At 54.3% G+C, this 19,395-nt stretch carries 15 protein-coding genes, 1 rRNA gene and 1 pseudogene; 9 read left to right on the top strand and 8 right to left on the bottom strand.

Annotated features, from left to right (window positions below; all coding sequences use genetic code 11):
* The first annotated feature begins 8 nt into the window (after window positions 1-8).
* The 3 genes from BZK40_RS17410 to BZK40_RS17400 all read left to right on the top strand — a co-directional run bounded on the left by BZK40_RS17410 (window position 9) and on the right by BZK40_RS17400 (window position 2,939).
* Complete coding sequence (locus BZK40_RS17410) at window positions 9-833, top strand: PTS system mannose/fructose/sorbose family transporter subunit IID (RefSeq protein ID WP_003031641.1); 825 nt, start codon at window positions 9-11, stop codon at window positions 831-833.
* Window positions 834-901: 68 nt separating this feature from the next.
* A complete protein-coding gene (gene sorE, locus BZK40_RS17405) occupies window positions 902-2,125 on the top strand; it encodes an L-sorbose 1-phosphate reductase (protein WP_079935014.1) in 1,224 nt (407 codons plus the stop codon).
* 1 nt (window position 2,126) lies between these two features.
* Window positions 2,127-2,939 carry a shikimate 5-dehydrogenase gene (locus BZK40_RS17400; protein WP_079935013.1) on the top strand — a complete coding sequence of 271 codons (813 nt, stop codon included), beginning with the start codon at window positions 2,127-2,129 and terminating at the stop codon, window positions 2,937-2,939.
* Between the two features lie 49 nt (window positions 2,940-2,988).
* Here BZK40_RS17400 and BZK40_RS24840 read toward each other — a convergent pair whose 3' ends face one another.
* Window positions 2,989-3,150 carry a hypothetical protein gene (locus tag BZK40_RS24840; protein ID WP_233097552.1) on the bottom strand — a complete coding sequence of 54 codons (162 nt, stop codon included), beginning with the start codon at window positions 3,148-3,150 and terminating at the stop codon, window positions 2,989-2,991.
* Window positions 3,151-3,425: 275 nt separating this feature from the next.
* Here BZK40_RS24840 and BZK40_RS17390 point away from each other — a divergent pair.
* From BZK40_RS17390 to pepE, 4 genes and pseudogenes are all read left to right on the top strand, one after another.
* Window positions 3,426-3,977 (top strand): annotated as a pseudogene (locus BZK40_RS17390) (AAA family ATPase).
* 263 nt (window positions 3,978-4,240) lie between these two features.
* Window positions 4,241-4,558, top strand: a complete 318-nt coding sequence (locus BZK40_RS17385; RefSeq protein ID WP_032942059.1) for a type II toxin-antitoxin system RelE/ParE family toxin — start codon at window positions 4,241-4,243, stop codon at window positions 4,556-4,558.
* Complete coding sequence (locus tag BZK40_RS17380; RefSeq protein WP_032942057.1) at window positions 4,551-4,829, top strand: addiction module antidote protein; 279 nt, start codon at window positions 4,551-4,553, stop codon at window positions 4,827-4,829. Before BZK40_RS17385 ends, BZK40_RS17380 begins: the two co-directional genes overlap by 8 nt.
* Before the next feature lie 110 nt (window positions 4,830-4,939).
* Entirely contained in the window at window positions 4,940-5,629 is a 690-nt protein-coding gene (gene pepE, locus BZK40_RS17375) for a dipeptidase PepE (protein ID WP_032942056.1), read from the top strand.
* Between the two features lie 166 nt (window positions 5,630-5,795).
* On the opposite strand, the gene BZK40_RS17370 is transcribed toward pepE, so the two are convergent.
* A complete protein-coding gene (locus BZK40_RS17370; RefSeq protein ID WP_079935012.1) occupies window positions 5,796-7,427 on the bottom strand; it encodes a Na/Pi cotransporter family protein in 1,632 nt (543 codons plus the stop codon).
* Between the two features lie 220 nt (window positions 7,428-7,647).
* Window positions 7,648-11,331 (bottom strand): methionine synthase, encoded by a 3,684-nt coding sequence (metH, locus tag BZK40_RS17365; RefSeq protein WP_057068603.1) that lies wholly within the window; start codon window positions 11,329-11,331, stop codon window positions 7,648-7,650.
* Window positions 11,332-11,526: 195 nt separating this feature from the next.
* Here metH and iclR point away from each other — a divergent pair, with 195 nt between their 5' ends.
* Complete coding sequence (gene iclR / locus BZK40_RS17360) at window positions 11,527-12,351, top strand: glyoxylate bypass operon transcriptional repressor IclR (protein ID WP_003826510.1); 825 nt, start codon at window positions 11,527-11,529, stop codon at window positions 12,349-12,351.
* Between the two features lie 86 nt (window positions 12,352-12,437).
* Here the strand turns inward: iclR and aceK are convergent, their stop codons facing one another.
* From aceK to metA, 4 genes are all read right to left on the bottom strand, one after another.
* On the bottom strand, window positions 12,438-14,219 hold the full coding sequence (gene aceK, locus BZK40_RS17355) for a bifunctional isocitrate dehydrogenase kinase/phosphatase (RefSeq protein WP_079935011.1): 1,782 nt from the start codon (window positions 14,217-14,219) through the stop codon (window positions 12,438-12,440).
* A gap of 102 nt (window positions 14,220-14,321) precedes the next feature.
* On the bottom strand, window positions 14,322-15,626 hold the full coding sequence (gene aceA / locus BZK40_RS17350) for an isocitrate lyase (RefSeq protein WP_003826506.1): 1,305 nt from the start codon (window positions 15,624-15,626) through the stop codon (window positions 14,322-14,324).
* 31 nt (window positions 15,627-15,657) lie between these two features.
* Complete coding sequence (aceB, locus tag BZK40_RS17345; protein ID WP_032942053.1) at window positions 15,658-17,259, bottom strand: malate synthase A; 1,602 nt, start codon at window positions 17,257-17,259, stop codon at window positions 15,658-15,660.
* A 268-nt stretch (window positions 17,260-17,527) separates the two neighbouring features.
* A complete protein-coding gene (metA, locus tag BZK40_RS17340; protein WP_003826503.1) occupies window positions 17,528-18,457 on the bottom strand; it encodes a homoserine O-acetyltransferase MetA in 930 nt (309 codons plus the stop codon).
* 158 nt (window positions 18,458-18,615) lie between these two features.
* Between metA and BZK40_RS17335 the strand changes: the two genes are divergently transcribed.
* Window positions 18,616-19,053: an acetyltransferase gene (locus tag BZK40_RS17335; RefSeq protein ID WP_079935010.1), complete on the top strand. Its 438-nt coding sequence runs from the start codon at window positions 18,616-18,618 to the stop codon at window positions 19,051-19,053.
* Between the two features lie 213 nt (window positions 19,054-19,266).
* Here BZK40_RS17335 and rrf read toward each other — a convergent pair.
* Window positions 19,267-19,382, bottom strand: a 5S ribosomal RNA gene (gene rrf, locus BZK40_RS17330).
* Window positions 19,383-19,395 lie beyond the last annotated feature (13 nt).

Genomic DNA, 19,395 nt, shown 5'->3' with positions numbered 1-19,395 from the left:
AGCCAGCCATGGAACAGAAAAAACTGACCAAATCCGACCTGTTTAGCATGTTTGTTCGCTCCAACCTGCAACAGGCGTCATTTAACTTTGAACGCATTCATGGGCTGGGCTTTTGCTACGACATGATCCCTGCCATCAAGCGCCTGTATCCGCTGAAAGAGGACCAGGTTGCGGCACTCAAACGCCACCTGGTGTTTTTCAATACCACGCCTGCCGTTTGCGGCCCGGTGATTGGCGTGACCGCCGCGATGGAAGAAGCTCGTGCCAATGGTGCGGAAATTGACGACGGTGCCATCAACGGCATCAAAGTTGGGCTGATGGGCCCGCTGGCCGGTGTTGGCGACCCGTTGGTCTGGGGAACATTGCGCCCGATTACCGCCGCGCTCGGCGCATCGCTGGCGCTGTCCGGAAACATTCTCGGCCCACTATTGTTCTTCTTTATTTTCAATGCAGTACGTCTTGCCATGAAGTGGTACGGCTTACAGCTTGGTTTTCGTAAAGGGGTCAATATCGTCAGCGACATGGGCGGCAACCTGCTGCAGAAACTGACCGAAGGCGCATCGATTCTCGGCCTGTTTGTCATGGGGGTGTTGGTCACTAAATGGACCAGCATCAACGTGCCGCTGGTGGTATCGCAAACGCCTGGCGCAGACGGCACCACCGTCACCATGACCGTGCAGAACATTCTCGACCAACTCTGCCCCGGCCTGCTGGCGCTGGGTCTGACGCTGCTGATGGTGCGTCTGCTCAACAAGAAAATTAACCCGGTATGGCTGATCTTCGCCCTGTTTGCGCTGGGAATTATCGGTAACGCGCTGGGCTTCCTGTCCTGATTTTTTCGCCCCGGCGATGCCGGGGCTACTTCAACAAATAGTCCTCGAAAGAGGAAGAGGTGGTAACAATGCAAACAACAACAGCTTTACGCCTTTATGGTAAACGCGATCTGCGCCTGGAAACCTTCGATCTTCCTGAAATGCAGGACAATGAAATTCTGGCCTCAGTCGTAACCGACAGCCTGTGCCTTTCTTCCTGGAAAGAGGCTAACCAGGGCGAGAACCACAAAAAGGTGCCGGACGATGTGGCTACAAACCCGATCATCATCGGCCACGAGTTTTGCGGCGATATTATTGCCGTAGGGAAAAAATGGCAGCATAAGTTTCAGCCCGGCCAGCGCTATGTCATTCAGGCTAACCTGCAACTGCCGGATCGCCCGGACTGCCCCGGCTACTCCTTCCCGTGGGTAGGCGGTGAAGCCACGCACGTCATCATTCCTGATGAAGTCATGGAGCAGGACTGCCTGTTAGCCTACGAAGGTGAAACCTATTTTGAAGGCTCGTTGGTTGAGCCGCTGTCCTGTGTGATTGGCGCATTCAACGCCAACTATCACCTACAGGAAGGCACGTATAACCACAAGATGGGCATTCGTCCGCAGGGGCGTACACTGATACTCGGCGGCACCGGGCCGATGGGACTACTGGCGATCGACTACGCGCTGCATGGTCCGGTTAACCCGGCGCTGCTGGTGGTGACCGACACCAATAACGACAAACTGAGCTACGCCCGCAAGCACTATCCATCAGAACCACAAACGTTGATCCATTATCTCCACGCCCAGGATGCAGGTTATGACACCTTGATGGCGCTGAGCGGCGGGCACGGGTTTGATGACATCTTTGTGTTTGTGCCCAACGAACAGTTGGTTACGCTGGCCTCTTCACTGCTGGCTGCCGATGGTTGCATGAACTTCTTTGCCGGTCCGCAGGATAAGCAGTTTAGCGCGCCGATTAACTTCTACGACGTGCACTATGCCTTCACCCATTATGTTGGGACATCTGGCGGCAATACCGACGACATGCGCACGGCGGTAAAACTGATCGAAGAGAAGAAAGTTCAGGCGGCAAAAGTGGTGACGCACATTCTGGGATTGAATGCGGCAGGTGAAACAACGCTGGAACTGCCGCAGGTCGGTGGAGGTAAAAAACTGGTTTACACCGGAAAATCATTGCCGTTAACTGCGCTCACCCAGATTGACGATCCGGCCTTGCGCGCTATCCTGGAGCGTCATCAGGGGATCTGGTCGCAGGAAGCCGAACAGTACATATTGTCTCACGCCGAGGAAATTTAACATGATTAACCGCGACACCCAGTTGTGCATGTCGCTTGCCGGTCGTCCCGGCAACTTTGGCACACGCTTTCATAACTATCTGTATGAAAAATTAGGGTTAAATTTTATCTACAAAGCCTTTACTACGCAGGATATTGAGGCCGCAGTCAAAGGCGTTCGCGCACTCGGGATTCGCGGCTGTGCGGTCTCTATGCCGTTTAAAGAGAGCTGCATGCCGTTTCTGGATGCCATCGATCCTTCCGCAAAAGTCATTGACTCCGTTAATACCATCGTCAATGACAACGGTACGCTGACAGGATTTAACACCGACTACATTGCGGTAAAAAGCCTGATTACCAGCCACCAGCTTGATAACCACGCACGCGTCATGATCCGCGGCAGCGGTGGAATGGGTAAAGCGGTCATTGCCGCATTTCGCGATGCCGGTTTTCGCGATGTGATCGTCGCCGCCCGTAACCGGGAGAGCGGCCCGACGCTGGCAAAACAGTACGGTTTCCAGTGGCAACCGCAGCCGGAAGGGATTACCTGCGATATTCTGGTCAACGTGACGCCCGTCGGCATGGCTGGCGGTAAAGAGAGCGATGAGCTGGCCTACAGCGAAGCAATGGTCGCTGCCGCCAGCGTGGTGTTTGACGTCGTCGCCCTGCCGCCGGAAACACCGGTAATCAAACTGGCACAGCAATTAGGTAAAAAGACCATCAGCGGCGCAGAGGTGATTGCCTTACAGGCCGTAGAGCAGTTCGCCATGTACACCGGCGTACGCCCGGATGACGCGCTAATCGCCGAAGCGGCAGAATTTGCTCGGGCGGGGTAAAGAAGCAGGAACAGAGCGCCAGGGATGGGCGCTCTGTCTATTTTAGGTACTATGCAACAGCGAACAGTTGCTGGTCAGCTTTCGCTTCTAACTGCACCAGTGCGGGAATCAACTGGCTGATGTTGACCAGACTGTGTCCTAACTGGCATATGCTCTCATACGCAAAATGTTCCTGACCTTCACCCGCCATGGTCAGCAGGCTTTCGCCCATAAAATTCAGCGTCTGGTACAACCCTGCCAGCGCCTCTTCACAGCCAAACGATAGCGCCAGATTTTCTTCAGTAGTGAGATGGCTACAATCAAGATGGCGGAACGCCTCGGCGAGTGAGAAATAAAGTAGATCGGCCTGTGAAATGAGAGAATAGCGGACATTAAAATGGGGATAAAACGTAGTTAGTCATGCCATCAGCAGGTAATATGACGATACGCAAAAAGTACGCCATCAATTGCTAAATCATCGCGTCTAAGAAGGTTTGGGAGAGTTCAATGTCTTCAGCGTTTCAGCATCGATTCATTCTGACTGGTGGCCCAGGGTCAGGCAAAAGCACGATAATTGATACGATTATAAAACGAGGGTTTTGGTGTTCTAAAGAAGCTGGAAGAGGTGTGATCCAAGACCAGGTTAACATCGGCGGCGATGCATTACCGTGGGCCAACCAGACTGCATTTGCAGATCTGATGCTATCCTGAGAAATGCGTTCGTGGCATGAAGCGGAAGGGCATACACAACCCTGCTTCTTTGATCGTGGTGTTCCTGATGTTGTAGGTTATTTACGTCTTTCTGAACTTACCATACCGAGGCATCTGGAAAACGCCATCGAGAAATTTCGCTATAACCGAATCGTATTTATTGCACCACCCTGGCGTGAAATATATGTACAGGACACAGAGCGCAAACAATCTTTCGATGTTGCCATCGCGACATATCACGCAATGGTAAAAACATACCGTATGTATGACTATCAGTTGATTGAATTACCATGTGTTTCTGTAGAAGAGCGAGTGGATTTTATTCTTTCCAGGATAAAACCCTGCTAAGACGGCAACTACGTGTAGTGGTGAATCACCATGCATGAATCTGTCATATTCTAGTGGACATATAGCTTCCGCTCCTGGCACAAAGCCCTCCCAATCCCCTATCATCGATTCTCGTATCAACCGCAGCATCCTGAAAAACTACGTATTATTGCGAGGCGCTTTCCTGTTTCCTCCTGCCAGCATTTCCCCTTACTCCCCATTTTTTTACTCTCTAGTCTCAACTTGTCAATTCATAATGTAGTTTATAAAATACATGGAACGTCATCATGGAAATTCTTCAGACAATGGTTTTCCGGCGTTGGGAGCAAAACCTACGGGACAGGAGAGCTAAAACGCTCATTGCCACACGCCTTTTTCGTCTGGCTAATGGTTTAGCTGGTGATGTTAAACCTGTTGGGGAAGGCGTCAGCGAAATGCGCATTTCTTACGGTCCTGGCTACAGGATTTACTTTAAACAGCAAGGTTGCCGCATCATCATTTTGTTATGTGGGGGCGATAAAAGCTCACAAGCCAACGATATTACTCTTGCAAAAATGCTCGCCCGTACACTGGATTCACAGGAGATCTTCTGCCATGAATAAACTTACTCACTACGATCCCGCGACTGCGCTGGTTGATGATGAAGAAATTGCCGTGTTTATGGCCGATGCCCTCGAAACAGGCGATGCAGCATACATTGCAAAAGCACTGGGCGTGGTAGCTCGCGCTAAGGGAATGGCGAACATTGCGGCAGAAACGGGATTATCCCGCGAGCAGCTTTATCGCTCTTTTAGTGAGAAAGGTAACCCGACGCTGAAAACCACCCTTGCAGTGATGAAGGTACTCGGCATTGAATTGACACTTAAAAAATAGCCTCAGCTTCTATCTCCCCCTTCCAACATCGTGAGCCATATCAGTAAGGCGTTAGCCTGATAGTGGTAGCATTAGCGCGGTTTGTAATTTTCTGATTACATGGAGAAATGATGGAACTGCTTTTATTGAGTAACTCGACGCTGCCGGGCAAAGGTTGGATGGAACATGCGCTGCCGCTGATTGCTGAACAACTGAATGGTCGCCGTACGGCGGTGTTTATTCCGTTCGCTGGCGTGACGCAAACCTGGGATGAATACACGGCGAAAACGGCAGCCATCTTTGCGCCAATGGGCGTCAACGTTACGGGTATTCATACCGTTGCCGATCCGATTGCCGCTATTGAAAACGCAGAGCTGGTGATTGTCGGCGGGGGTAATACCTTCCAGTTACTGAAAGAAAGCCGCGAGCGCGGTCTGTTGGCCCCGATTGTGGATGTCGTCAAACGCGGTGCGCTGTACATCGGCTGGAGCGCAGGTTCCAACCTTGCCTGCCAGACCATCCGCACTACCAACGACATGCCGATTGTCGATCCAAAAGGTTTTGATGCGCTGGGTCTGTTCCCGCTGCAGATTAACCCACACTTCACCAACGCGCTGCCGGAAGGCCATAAAGGCGAAACGCGTGAACAGCGTATCCGCGAGCTGCTGGTTGTGGCACCGGAGCTGACGGTGATTGGCCTGCCGGAAGGGAACTGGATTAAGGTAAGTAACGGTCAATCCGTGCTCGGCGGCCCGAACACCACGTATATCTTTAAAGCGGGTGAAGAAGCGGTTGCCGTTGAAGCAGGCCACTGCTTTTAGCTGATTTGTTGTCTGATGCCGGATGGCGCCTTCACCTTATCCGGGCTACAACTGTAGGCCTGATAAGCGCAGCGCCATCAGGCAGTTCAGCGCACATTGCCGGATGCGGCTTCGCCTTATCCGGCCTACCGGACTGCGCCATCGGGCAATATTTCACCTGTCCTCATTAGTAATCATCCCGCCCATCGTCTTCATCCGGCTGTTCCAGCACGCTGTAAGCCACGGAGCAAAACAGCGAGTTCAGACGCTGCATATCGCCCAACAGCGCCAGGTGCAAGGAGCTGGTTTCGATGCTCTGCACATTCTGCTGATGCAGACGGTCAACGTGCGCATGCGAATAACGACGATTGAGAATACGGAAGCGGTGCTTGCTGCGGCGCAGACGACGGGCACTGGTCACATCTCCTGAGAAGAACACCGACATCGCCAGCTGCAGATTGCTGAGCAACTGATCGTAGAGCGCATCCAGTTCTTTCAGCCCTTCGACAGAGAATGCCCGGCGAGCGGCCAGCGACTTATCGGCTATCTCGCTGCCCATACGTTCGACAATATCGGAAGCCTGCTCAAGGTTGAGCGACATTTCGATAATCTCCGCCCAACGGCGTGACTCTTCTTCCGCCAGCTCATCCTTTGGCATCCGCGCCAGATAGAGCTTAATTGCCGTATACAGCACGTTAATGTCATCGGCCATCCTGCGCAGCTCTTTCTCTTCACGCGGTTCGCCGTGCATTACTTTCTTCAGCCCGTCCATCATCTGCTCCATCGCGTCGCCGATACGCAGGGCTTCACGGGCGGCATTGGCCAGAGCGAGCGTCGGCGTATCCAGCGCGCTGACGTCCAGATGTTTGGGTTTCAGATGTGCATCCAGCTCCGGCTCATCGCGGATGATGCGCTTACAAAAACGCGCCATCGGTTCGGCGAACGGCACCATCGCCACGCAGCGCACCAGGTTGTAGAAGACGTGGAAGTAGATAACCAGTTCAGATTTCGGCAGCGGCAGTTCATCCATCAGATTGGCCAGCGGATGAACAAACGGCAGGATAATCAGGCTCCCCACCAGCTTAAACAGCAGGCTGCCGAGCGCCACACGGCGTGCTGCGGCGTTAGCGGCGCTGTTATTCAACATCGCCAGCAGGCCGGACCCGAGGTTGGCGCCAATCACCAGACACAACGCCACCGGGAACGAGATAATACCTGCCGCGGTCAGCGTGGCCGTCAGCAGCACCGCCGCCAGGCTGGAGTAACTGATAATCGCAAACATGGCGCCAATCAGCGCATCGAGCATAATATCGCCAGTGAGCGAGGCGAAAATAACCTGTACGCCGTTAGCCTGGGTGATCGGCGTTACCGCCTGCACAATCAGCTCCAGCGCCAGCAAAATCAACCCCAGCCCAATACCGACCCGCCCCAGTTGCCCCACACGGGACTGCTTACGCCCGAGAAAGAAGATCACGCCGATGAAAATCAGCAGTGGGGATAGCCATGAGAGATCGAAGGTCAGGATACGCGCCATCAGCGCGGTCCCCACGTCGGCGCCGAGCACTATGACCAGCGCAGGGGTAAGCGCCACGAGATCTTGTGCAACAAACGAGGTCACCAGCATGGTGGTGGCGTTGCTGCTTTGCACCAGCGCCGTTACGCCGATACCCGCACAAAAGGCGAGCGGCTTCTTTTCAACACTACGGCTGAGCACGGTACGCAAACGGGCGCCGAAGACGCGCATCACGCCGGTACGCACAATATGCGTACCCCAAACCAGCATCGCGACGGCAGAAAGCAGGTGTAACAGAGTTAACACGGAATCAGGTTCTCCTTATTTTTATGGTTTTTTGAGGCTCATTTGCCTGATGGCGCTGCGCTTATCAGGCCTACAAATCATCCCTATGTAGGCCGGATAAGGCGTTTACGCCGCCATCCGGCAACGGCCCCCTTTCAGTATAAGGGTTTAAACGTAATAAAGAGACAGGGCACTCATTGAGCGCCCTGTTTGTTGTAAAGAAAGATGACAGTTTTGTGAATCAGTCGGCGTCGTAGCCGAGATTCGGCGCTAACCAGCGCTCCACTTCCGCCACGCTCATCCCTTTACGGAAGGCATAATCTTCAACCTGATCGCGCTGGATTTGCGCCACGGCGTAGTACTTGCTGTCCGGATGACTGAAATACCAGCCGGAAACCGACGCGCCTGGCCACATGGCGAAGGATTCGGTGAGCTTCATCCCGGTGTGCGCTTCCACATCCAGCAGTTCCCAGATGGTGGCCTTTTCAGTGTGTTCCGGGCACGCCGGATAGCCCGGCGCCGGGCGAATCCCCTGGTAGTTTTCGCGGATAAGCTCCTCGTTACTGAGGTTCTCATTCGCCGCATAGCCCCAGTAAACTTTACGCACGCGCTCATGCAGATACTCCGCGAATGCTTCCGCCAGACGGTCAGCGATCGCTTTCACCATGATCTTGTTGTAGTCGTCATGCTGGGCTTCGAAGGCATCCGCCAGCGCATCTTCCTCCAGACCGCCGGTAACCGCGAAAGCACCGATGTAATCCGCTTTGCCGCTCAGTTTCGGCGCAACAAAGTCAGACAGGCAGTAGTTGGCGAAACCGACTTTTTCCGTCTGCTGGCGCAGATGATGGCTCACGTTGATGACGTGCGTACGCGTCTCGTCACGGTAAATCTCGATGTCGTCACCCACGCGGTTGGCCGGGAATAACCCCACCACGCCGCGCGGATTCAGGGTCTTCTCGGTGCTGAGTTTATCCAGCATGTCGTTAGCGTCTTTGAACAGGCGCTTCGCCTCTTCTCCTACTACCTCATCTTCGAGAATGCGCGGGTATTTCCCGGCCAGCGACCAGGTCATAAAGAACGGCGTCCAGTCGATGTAATTGCGCAGAGTTTCGATGCTGGCTTCCACTTCCTGCACGCCCAGACGGTGCGCCACCGGCGGGGTGTAGTTTTCCCAGTCGAAGGCCAGATCGTTGTCGCGGGCAGCCTGTAACGTTACTGGCGGGGTACGCGGTTTCTTACGCGCATGCTGGATACGCACGGTTTCGTACTCTTTACGCGTACGGGCGACAAAGTCATCACGCTGGGTGTCAGAGAGCAGCGCAGCCACCACGCCAACAGTACGCGAGGCGTTCTGCACGTACACCGTCGGGCCGCTGTAGTTCTGCTCGATTTTCACCGCCGTGTGCGCTTTTGAGGTGGTCGCGCCGCCAATCAGCAGCGGAATAGTGAATCCCTGACGCTCCATCTCTTTCGCCACGTTGACCATTTCGTCCAGCGATGGGGTAATCAGCCCGGAAAGGCCAATCAGATCGGCATTCACTTCACGCGCCGTTCTGAGGATTTTCTCCGCGGGCACCATCACGCCAAGATCGACGATTTCGTAGTTGTTACATTGCAGCACCACGCCGACAATGTTTTTGCCGATATCGTGCACATCGCCCTTCACGGTCGCGATGACCATTTTGCCGTTGCTGGAGCCTTTCTCTTTGCTGGCCTCAATGTACGGTTCGAGGTACGCCACCGCCTGCTTCATCACGCGGGCGGATTTCACCACCTGCGGCAGGAACATTTTGCCCTCGCCGAACAGATCGCCAACGACGTTCATGCCGTCCATCAGCGGTCCTTCAATAACTTCGATCGGACGCGCAGCCTGCTGGCGCGCTTCCTCGGTATCCAGCTCAATAAACTCGGTAATGCCTTTCACCAGCGAGTATTCGAGGCGCTTTTTCACGTCCCAGGTGCGCCACTCCGCCATCTGGGCATTCGCCGTGTCGTCGGTTTTACTGCCGCGATATTTCTCCGCCAGCTCCAGCAGTCGTTCGGTGCCATCGTCACGACGGTTGAGGATCACATCTTCAACAGCATCGCGCAGCTCGGCGGGCAAGTCGTCGTAAATAGCCAGCTGTCCGGCGTTGACGATCCCCATGTCCATGCCGTTGCGAATGGCGTAGTAGAGGAATACCGCGTGAATGGCTTCACGTACCGGGTCGTTGCCACGGAACGAGAATGAAACGTTAGAAACGCCGCCGGAGATCAGTGCGTGCGGCAGCTCGCGTTTGATGTCTTCACACGCGCCGATAAAGTCCTGCGCGTAATTGTTGTGCTCATCAATACCGGTCGCGACAGCAAAGATGTTTGGGTCGAAGATGATGTCTTCCGGCGGGAAGCCCACCTCTTCGGTAAGAATTTTGTACGCCCGACGGCAGATTTCGATTTTACGTGCGCGGGTGTCGGCCTGCCCTTGCTCGTCAAAGGCCATCACCACCACCGCGGCACCGTAGCGACGCAGCAGCTTCGCGTGATGGATAAAGGTCTCAACCCCCTCTTTCATCGAGATGGAGTTAACGATGCCTTTACCCTGAATGCACTTCAGCCCTTTCTCGATAACGTCCCATTTCGAGGAGTCGATCATAATCGGCACGCGGGCGATATCCGGCTCACCGGCGATCAGGTTGAGAAAACGCACCATTGCCGCTTCGGCGTCGAGCATCCCCTCATCCATGTTGATATCGATGATCTGCGCGCCGCTTTCCACCTGCTGACGGGCGACATCCAGCGCTTCGCTGTATTTCTCTTCTTTGATCAGGCGTTTAAACTTCGCCGAACCGGTGACGTTGGTACGCTCGCCAACGTTCACAAACAGGCTGTCGTCGCCGATGTTCAGCGGCTCAAGGCCGGAAAGGCGGCAGGCAACCGGGATTTCCGGCAAGCGGCGCGGCGGTAAGCCATCCACCGCGCGGCTCATGGCGGCGATATGTTCCGGCGTGGTGCCGCAGCAGCCGCCGACGATATTCAGGAAACCGGCCTCAGCCCACTCGCGAATCTGCGCTGCCATGGTGTCGGCGTCGAGATCGTATTCACCAAAGGCGTTCGGCAGTCCGGCGTTCGGGTGCGCGGTGACGTAGCATTCAGCAATGCGCGACAGTTCCTGCACGTACTGGCGCAATTCGTCCGGACCTAACGCGCAGTTCAGACCGAAGGTCAGCGCATCGGCGTGGCGCAGGGAGTTGTAGAATGCTTCGGTAGTCTGGCCGGAGAGCGTACGCCCGGAAGCATCGGTGATGGTGCCGGAGAGCATAATCGGCAGCTCAACGCCCAGCGCTTCAAATTCGGTTTTAACCGCGAAAATAGCGGCTTTGGCGTTCAGAGTATCGAAGACGGTTTCAATCAGGATCAGGTCACTGCCGCCTTCCACCAGCGCTTTGGTGGATTCACGGTAGGCGGCCACCAGCTGATCAAAGGTAATGTTGCGGTAAGCCGGGTCGTTAACATCAGGCGAGATAGACGCCGTACGGTTCGTTGGGCCGAGCACGCCTGCGACGTAGCGCGGTTTTTCCGGCGTGCGCGCCGTCCATTCGTCAGCCGCCGCACGCGCCAGTTTGGCTGCCGCAAAGTTGATTTCCGCCGACAGGGATTCCATCTGGTAATCCGCCATGGCGATAGTCGTCGAGTTAAAGGTGTTGGTTTCGATGATATCCGCGCCCGCCTCAAAGTAGGCGTTATGGATGGCGGCGATGACCTCCGGTTTGCTGAGCACCAACAAGTCGTTGTTACCTTTCAGATCGCACGGCCAGTCGGCAAAGCGTTCGCCGCGGAAATCCTCTTCGCTCAGACGATATCCCTGGATCATGGTGCCCATACCGCCGTCCAGCACCAGAATACGTTCATTTAACTGCTGACGTAATTGTTCTACTTTGCTGCTCACACTCGCTCCCGACAACGCTCAACCAGACCGAAAAAAACTCAACAGGTCATACTGGCACAAACCTGAGAGGCGGAAAAGAGAACAACGGCCAACATGAGACATGTTCAGCTTCACTCATCCGATCAGTACAGGAATTCTTGCATTATAATTGAATAAAACGAAAATGATTTCCACGATACAGAAAAGGAGTCTGCCATGGTAGCCACTGTCCCCGCGAAACGCGGTAGAAAACCCGCCGCCGCTACTGCGCCTGCAACCGGGCAGGTTCAGTCTCTGACCCGCGGTCTGAAGCTGCTGGAGTGGATTGCGGAATCCAACGGCAGCGTGGCGTTGACCGAGCTGGCGCAGCAGGCTGGCCTGCCAAACTCCACGACTCACCGTTTGCTGACCACCATGCAGCAGCAGGGTTTTGTCCGTCAGGTGGGTGAATTAGGCCACTGGGCCGTAGGTGCGCATGCGTTCATCGTCGGCAGCAGCTTTTTGCAAAGCCGTAATCTGCTGGCGATTGTCCATCCGATCCTGCGCAAGCTGATGGAAGATTCCGGTGAGACGGTAAACCTGGCCGTGCTGGATCAAAGCGATCATCAGGCCATTATTATCGACCAGGTGCAGTGCACCCAACTGATGCGCATGTCCGCGCCTATCGGCGGCAAGCTGCCGATGCACGCCTCCGGTGCGGGTAAGGCGTTTTTATCCCAACTGAGCGAAGAACAAGTGACTGGCCTGCTGCACCGTAAAGGCCTGCATGCTTATACACACGCCACGCTGGTGTCGCCAGTGCATCTGAAAGAGGATTTGGCCCAGACGCGCAAGCGCGGCTATTCCTTTGATGATGAGGAACATGCGCTGGGTCTGCGCTGCGTGGCGTCGTGCATTTATGACGAGCACCGCGAGCCGTTCGCTGCGATTTCCATTTCCGGACCCATTTCGCGTATTACCGACGATCGCGTGACCGAGTTTGGCGCCATGGCGATCAAAGCGGCGAAAGAAGTGACTCTGGCATACGGCGGATTTCGCTAGGATGGGGTTGCCGGGTGGCGGCTACGCCTTACCCGGCCTGCTATCTAAGGTTAGGGCAGATTTGTAGGCCTGATAAGCGTAGCGCATCAGGCACGGCGCACATTGCCGGATGGCGGCGCAAGTACCTTATCCGGCCTACGGTCGGTTTCATAACGCACGCTGAACCGCTGCCGACGTCGGTAGGCGTAAACATCTTCCACGTGACCGTTTTTGATGCGCGTCTGTAGGCCGCGCCAGTAGTCAGCGCTGAACAGGTCAGCGTGCATCTCTTCAAATAGCGGCCCTATACGCGGGTCGGCACATAGCCAGTGACGAAATTCTTCCGGGAAGACATCTCCCGGCGATACGCTGTACCACGGCTCAGCGCTCATCTCATCTTCCGGGTAGCGTGGCGGCGGGATATGGCGGAAATTCACCTCCGTCATGTAGCAGATTTCATCGTAATCGTAGAACACCACACGCCCGTGACGGGTCACGCCGAAGTTCTTAAACAGCATATCGCCGGGGAAAATATTGGCGGCGGCCAGCTGACGAATGGCGTTGCCGTACTCTTCAATGGCATCGCGCAGTTGCTGACCTTCGACCTGCTCCAGCCAGATATTCAGCGGCACCATCCGTCGTTCAATATACAGATGGCGAATGACGATCTGATCGCCGAGATCGGTAATTTTTTCCGGGGCTTCCTGCAATAACAGCGCCATCAACGCCGGATCGATTTGCCGTTTCTCCAGCACAAAATTCTCGAATTCCTGGGTGTCAGCCATCCGCCCAACACGATCGTGTTCTTTAACCAGTTGATAGCAGGCGCGGACGTGGGCGGCAGACATCTCTTTTTGCGGGGCAAATTTGTCTTTGATGATTTTAAACACCCGGTCAAAACCCGGCAGCGTAAACACCAACATCACCATGCCGCGGATCCCTGGCGCTTCAATAAATTGCTCATCGCAATGGGCAAGATAGAGCAGATATTCGCGGTAACTTTCGGTCTTCGCGTGTTTCTGACAGCCAATCGCCATGTACAGTTCGGCGGTGGTTTTACCGGGCAGGATCTCGCGCAGCCACTCCACCAGCGCCGCGGGCAAAGGGGCGTAAACCATAAAATAGGAGCGGGCGAAGCCAAACACAATGCTCGCCTCCGCCGTCGTGGTCAGACAGGTATCGACAAACAATTCGCCTTCATCAGTCCGGTGGATTGGCAGTAAAAACGGTAGCGTCCCCGAAGGAGTAATCAGCTTACCGACCAGCCAGGCGGCCTTGTTGCGATAAAACAGTTCGTTCGCCACCTGTAAATGGCAGCCCGACAAAACATCCGCTCCCAGGGTTTCGGTCAGGTGTTCGATGATGTAGTGGATATCACGATGTTTGTTCTGCCACGGCAGACGCAGGGGCAGATCGCTAAGGACGCGCGTCAGCAGCCACTCCCAGCTGGTATCCGGAAAAAAGTCTTTCGCCAGCGGACGTGGGATCGTGCGAAAACGGCGCTCTGGCTGAGAACTGAAAATAAACAGCCGCTCGGGAGTCAGCGAGCGGTGGTCAAATAACCGACAGTAAACGGAGTTAAAGAAACTCTCCGCAATCTCGAAGCGCGGGTAATCCGGCAGTAGCCGGGTGTAATGCTCTTTCACGCGAAGTAAAAAATCCGCGTCGGTACTTTTGCCGTCAGTAATGCAGCGCAACTGCTCCACCACCAGACCCACGTGATGATCGTAAAGGTGAATACGGCTTTTCATCGCCTGCTGAACCGCATGCCAGTCGGCATGTTCAAAACGCTGCTGCGCGCCGGAGGTAACTTCCAGAAAACGCCCGTACTGGGCGTCGAAACCTTGCAAAATAGTCTGAGCAATCAGTAATTCCAGGCCACGCGTCATCAATGTCTCCCATCCGGCACAACGTCATGCCGGATGGCGCGTTCGCTTATCCGGCCTACATCCCTTCGTAGGCCCGGTAAGCGCAGCGCCACCGGGCATTAATCAAAACTGCGATTCTTCGGTCGAGCCGGTCAGCGCGGTCACCGAGGAAGCTCCGCCCTGAATGATGGTGGTGACTTTGTCGAAGTAACCTGTGCCCACTTCCTGCTGATGGGAGACGAAGGTGTAACCGTCTTTAGCTGCCGCAAATTCTGGCTGCTGAACCTTCTCAACATAGTGGCGCATGCCTTCACCCTGCGCATAGGAGTGCGCGAGGTCGAACATGTTGAACCACATGCTGTGGATACCCGCCAGGGTAATGAACTGGTATTTGTAACCCATATCCGACAGCTGCTGCTGGAAGCTGGCGATAGTTTTGTCATCCAGGTTTTTCTGCCAGTTAAACGACGGCGAACAGTTGTAAGCCAGCAGTTTGCCAGGGTATTTCGCGTGGATCGCATCGGCAAAGCGCTTCGCCAGCTCAAGGTCCGGCGTGGAGGTTTCACACCACACCAGATCCGCATACGGTGCGTAGGCCAGACCACGGCTGATCGCCTGCTCAATACCCGCATGCGTACGGTAGAACCCTTCGCTGGTACGTTCGCCAGTGATGAACTCGCTGTCGTATGGGTCGCAATCAGACGTAATCAGATCGGCTGCGTCAGCATCGGTACGTGCAATCACCAGCGTCGGCACACCCATGACGTCGGCTGCCAGACGGGCGGCCACCAGTTTCTGGATAGCTTCCTGCGTCGGAACCAGCACTTTGCCGCCCATGTGACCACATTTTTTCACCGATGCGAGCTGATCTTCGAAGTGAACGGCCGCTGCACCAGCCTCAATCATCGATTTCATCAGTTCAAACGCGTTCAGTACGCCGCCAAACCCTGCTTCCGCATCGGCAACGATCGGCAGGAAGTAATCGACATAGCGAGGATCGTTCGGCTCAATACCGGTTGACCATTGGATCTGATCGGCGCGACGGAATGTGTTGTTGATCCGATCAACCACCGCCGGGACGGAGTTCGCCGGATACAGCGATTGGTCCGGGTACATGCTGGATGCCAGGTTGGCATCTGCCGCCACCTGCCAGCCTGAAAGGTAGACCGCTTCAATACCGGCTTTCGCCTGCTGCAGCGCCTGACCGCCGGTCAGCGCGCCGAGGCTGTTGATATAACCTTTCTTCGATTCGCCGTGCAGCAGACGCCACATTTTCGCCGCGCCAAGCTGCGCCAGCGTGCATTCCGGGTTGACCGAGCCACGTAATTTCACCACTTCCTCCGCGCTATATGGACGGGTGATGCCTTCCCAGCGCGGTTGAGTCCATTCTTTCTGTAATTCTTCGATTTGTTGAGTACGGGTTTTCATGTGCAGATGCTCCATATTGTTATGTGGTGGATTACGCCAGCAGGCGGTAGCCTGGCAGGGTCAAGAAATCGATCAGTTCATCAGAGGTAGTGATTTGCTCCATCAGGCGCGCGGCATCGTCAAAACGCCCGCTGCTGTAGCGGTGTTCGCCCAGCTCGTCCTGAATCACCAGCATCTCTTCGGCCAGCATCTGACGGAACAGCGGTTTGGTAACCGGCTTGCCGTTGCTGAGCGTCTTCTCGTGGTGGATCCACTGCCAGATGGAGGTACGGGAGATTTCGGCGGTGGCCGCGTCTTCCATCAGACCGTAAATCGGTACGCAGCCGTTACCGGAGATCCACGCTTCGATGTACTGCACCGCGACACGGATATTGGCGCGCATGCCTTCTTCGGTACGCTCACCTTCACAAGGTGCCAGCAGTTGCTCTGCGGTAATCGGGGCATCTTCTTCACGGGTCACGAACAGCTGATTTTTGTTTTCACCGAGTACGTCGTTGAACACCGCCATGGCGGTATCTGCCAGTCCCGGATGGGCAATCCATGTGCCGTCATGACCGTTATTTGCTTCCAGTGCTTTGTCCGCTTTTACCTTGGTCAAAACCTGGTTGTTACGTTCCGCATCTTTGCTGGGAATGAACGCTGCCATGCCGCCCATCGCGAATGCGCCACGTTTATGACAGGTTTTAATCAGCAGACGCGAATAGGCGCTGAGGAATGGTTTATCCATCGTCACCACCTGACGGTCCGGCAGCACGCGATCCGGATGGTTCTTCAGCGTTTTGATATAGCTAAAAATGTAGTCCCAACGACCGCAGTTCAGACCCACAATGTGGTCACGCAGGGCGTGCAGAATTTCGTCCATCTGGAAGACGGCAGGCAGCGTTTCAATCAGCAGGGTCGCTTTAATGGTGCCGCGCGGCAGGTTAAAGCGGTCCTCAGCATAGCTGAACACTTCGCTCCACCATGCCGCTTCTTGCCATGCCTGCGTTTTTGGCAGATAGAAATAAGGGCCGCTGCCTTTCGCCAGCAACGTTTTGTAGTTGTGGAAGAAATAGAGGGCAAAGTCGAACAGGCTGCCCGGGATAGATTCGCCACGCCAGGTGACGTGTTTTTCCGGCAGGTGCAGACCACGAACGCGACATACCAACAGAGCCGGATTAGGTTTGAGCTGATAAATTTTACCCGCTTCGTTGGTGTAGCTAATGGTGCCATTGACCGCATCGCGCAGGTTGATCTGCCCGTCGATAACTTTGCTCCACTCAGGAGCCAGTGAATCTTCGAAGTCAGCCATAAAGACTTTGACGTTCGCGTTCAGCGCGTTGATGACCATCTTGCGCTCAACGGGTCCGGTGATCTCTACGCGGCGATCCAGTAAATCATCAGGAATTCCGCGAATTTTCCAGTTACCTTCACGAATGGAAGCTGTTTCCGAAATAAAATCAGGCAACTTACCGTCATCAATATCCTGCTGCTGCTGGATACGTGCAGCCAGAAGTTTATTCCGCTTTGGCGTAAATCTTGTCACCAGTTCAGTCAGAAACTCCACTGCTTCAGCGGTCAGAATTTGCTGTTCCTGTTCGCCACGCGGCCTGGTGAAGACCAGTTCATCGGTTGTCGTTGCCTGTTGATTCATTGCGTAGTTCCTCGTCATTGATCCAAACACATCCCCAATGCGAACGAAGGATCGTTGTGCGCTTTTCGTTCAGCACAACTAAGACTACTCATTTAAATTTCAAAATCAAAAACAATTTCCATTTTTAATTTAATTATCAATTAACCTATTGATAACAATATAAATAAAATTTAATTACACGATGAGGTGTGTTTCGGAAATAAAAAAGGCACCCGAAGGTGCCTGATTCAATATGCTGAAACGCTTAAGGATCGTCTGCTACAGAAGATTAATCCAGCGTTGGATTCATGTGACGCAGATCATATGGCGTGATCTGGTAGACGTAATAGTTGAGCCAGTTGGTAAACAACAAATTACCGTGGCTACGCCAGGTTGCCCGCGGTTTGTTTTGCGGGTCATCTTTCGGGAAATAGTTATAGGGTACTTCCGGCGATAAGCCCGCTTCGACGTCACGAAAATATTCGCTGCCGAGTGTGTGGTCGTCATACTCAGGATGACCCGTCACGAAGGCGATACGTTTGTCTTTGCTGGCAAACAGGTAGGCATCTCCCTCTTCGGTTTCAGCAAAGATCTCGAGATCGGTGTAGTCGCGGATAAGCGCTGCAGGGAAATCAGCATAGCGGGAATGCGGGGCCAGGAACGCATCATCGAATCCACGCGTCAGTAGCGCATGAGGGTGCAGAATATGGTGCTCATAGACGCCTGAGAGTTTGTCCGTGCGGGTTTGCTTGGGAATTCCGTACAGGATATTCAACGCGGCCTGCACCGCCCAACAGACAAATAGCGTCGAGGTAACGTGATCTTTGGCCCATTCAAGCACTTGTTTAATCTGCGGCCAGTAAGCCACATCATTAAATTCAACCAGGCCCAACGGCGCGCCGGTCACGATCAATCCGTCAAAGTTCTGATCGCAGATATCCTCGAAATTACAGTAGAAGTTATTCAGATGCTCCGTTGGGGTGTTGCGTGACTCGCGGGCATCGATGCGCAATAGCTGAACATCTACCTGCAGCGGTGAGTTAGAGAGTAAACGCAGGAATTGGTTTTCCGTTTCAATCTTCTTGGGCATCAGGTTAAGGATGAGCACCTTCAGTGGACGAATTTCCTGACCGGAAGCGCGGGATGTCGTCATCACGAAGACGTTTTCCTCACGCAAAAAATTGACGGCGGGTAGCTCGTCCTGCACGCGAATTGGCATAACCTGATAACCTCACAACATACGTTTAAACGTTTAGACATCCAGATAGCTGAAGATACCCAGGAATCATGCGAATGTCGAGCCTGCATCCTCAAGTTGAGAAAGTTTCACGGCTCCTTGCTGTAGAATAGTGCAGTAAAGAAAAAAAGGAGAATGCTATGAACCTTGCCATTCGTCGTTCGCGTCAGGACGAAGGAGATAAGTTAGTTTCTATTTGGTGTCGCTCAGTAGATGCCACGCACCATTTCCTCTCTGCGGATTATCGGATTGAGCTGGAGGAGCTGGTACGTTCATTTTTACCAGAAGCCCCTCTGTGGGTTGCAGTGACAGAACAGGATGAGCCCGTCGCCTTTATGCTCCTGACCGACCAGCATATAGATGCTTTGTTTGTCGATCCGGATGTGCGTGGTAGTGGCGTTGGTAAACTGCTGATTGAACATGCTTTATCAATGAGTTCAACGCTAACAACCAACGTTAACGAGCAGAATGAGCAGGCGGTTGGATTCTATAAGAAGATGGGATTTAGCGTGACGGGACGTACAGAGGTGGACGATCTCGGACGACCGTACCCGTTACTCAACCTCGTACGCGGGTAGCAGGACTAGCTTTTGTAGGCCGGATAAGGCGATACGCCGCATCCGGCAGTATGCAGACGTGTTGCCTGATGCGCTGCGCTTATCAGGCCTACAAAATACGTTCAGCCCGGCCCCTGTAGGCCGGATAAGGCGGTACGCCGCATCCGGCGGTTTTCATTCCACACAGACGCAAAAAAGCCCATCCGTCAGGATGGGCTTCTTCACTAAATTAATGCCTGGCAGTTCCCTACTCTCGCATGGGGAGACCCCACACTACCATCGGCGCTACGGCGTTTCACTTCTGAGTTCGGCATGGGGTCAGGTGGGACCACCGCGCTACAGCCGCCAGGCAAATTCTGTTTA

This window comes from Citrobacter portucalensis (assembly GCF_002042885.1).
Lineage (GTDB): Bacteria > Pseudomonadota > Gammaproteobacteria > Enterobacterales > Enterobacteriaceae > Citrobacter > Citrobacter portucalensis.
Note: the sequence above shows the minus strand (reverse complement) of the source record. Positions and strands in the feature narration are given on the sequence as shown.

What these genes read in the sequence shown, in the direction of transcription:
- BZK40_RS17335 (WP_079935010.1), top strand. Translation starts at nt 18,616, where the DNA reads ATGAACCTTGCCATTCGTCGTTCGCGTCAGGACGAAGGAGATAAGTTA.
- aceA (WP_003826506.1), bottom strand. Translation starts at nt 15,626, where the DNA reads ATGAAAACCCGTACTCAACAAATCGAAGAATTACAGAAAGAATGGACT.
- sorE (WP_079935014.1), top strand. Translation starts at nt 902, where the DNA reads ATGCAAACAACAACAGCTTTACGCCTTTATGGTAAACGCGATCTGCGC.
- aceB (WP_032942053.1), bottom strand. Translation starts at nt 17,259, where the DNA reads ATGAATCAACAGGCAACGACAACCGATGAACTGGTCTTCACCAGGCCG.
- iclR (WP_003826510.1), top strand. Translation starts at nt 11,527, where the DNA reads ATGGTAGCCACTGTCCCCGCGAAACGCGGTAGAAAACCCGCCGCCGCT.
- BZK40_RS17410 (WP_003031641.1), top strand. Translation starts at nt 9, where the DNA reads ATGGAACAGAAAAAACTGACCAAATCCGACCTGTTTAGCATGTTTGTT.
- BZK40_RS24840 (WP_233097552.1), bottom strand. Translation starts at nt 3,150, where the DNA reads ATGGGCGAAAGCCTGCTGACCATGGCGGGTGAAGGTCAGGAACATTTT.
- pepE (WP_032942056.1), top strand. Translation starts at nt 4,940, where the DNA reads ATGGAACTGCTTTTATTGAGTAACTCGACGCTGCCGGGCAAAGGTTGG.
- aceK (WP_079935011.1), bottom strand. Translation starts at nt 14,219, where the DNA reads ATGACGCGTGGCCTGGAATTACTGATTGCTCAGACTATTTTGCAAGGT.
- BZK40_RS17380 (WP_032942057.1), top strand. Translation starts at nt 4,551, where the DNA reads ATGAATAAACTTACTCACTACGATCCCGCGACTGCGCTGGTTGATGAT.
- metA (WP_003826503.1), bottom strand. Translation starts at nt 18,457, where the DNA reads ATGCCAATTCGCGTGCAGGACGAGCTACCCGCCGTCAATTTTTTGCGT.
- BZK40_RS17400 (WP_079935013.1), top strand. Translation starts at nt 2,127, where the DNA reads ATGATTAACCGCGACACCCAGTTGTGCATGTCGCTTGCCGGTCGTCCC.